Origin of the sequence: Rugamonas fusca, from assembly GCF_014042365.1 — a bacterium.
GTDB classification, from domain to species: Bacteria; Pseudomonadota; Gammaproteobacteria; order Burkholderiales; family Burkholderiaceae_D; genus Rugamonas; species Rugamonas fusca.
On the sequence record NZ_JACEZS010000103.1, the window covers coordinates 1 to 255 of the forward strand.

The following is a 255-nucleotide window of genomic DNA, read 5'->3' on the forward strand; positions in this document are numbered from 1 at the left end:
TACGGTCGCAAGATTAAAACTCAAAGGAATTGACGGGGACCCGCACAAGCGGTGGATGATGTGGATTAATTCGATGCAACGCGAAAAACCTTACCTACCCTTGACATGGCAGGAATCCCTGAGAGATTGGGGAGTGCTCGAAAGAGAACCTGCACACAGGTGCTGCATGGCTGTCGTCAGCTCGTGTCGTGAGATGTTGGGTTAAGTCCCGCAACGAGCGCAACCCTTGTCATTAGTTGCTACGAAAGGGCACTC

At 51.8% G+C, this 255-nt stretch carries 1 rRNA gene; it reads left to right on the forward strand.

Annotated elements, in window-relative coordinates:
* A 16S ribosomal RNA gene (locus tag H3H36_RS27950) occupies window positions 1–255 on the forward strand; the annotation flags it as partial.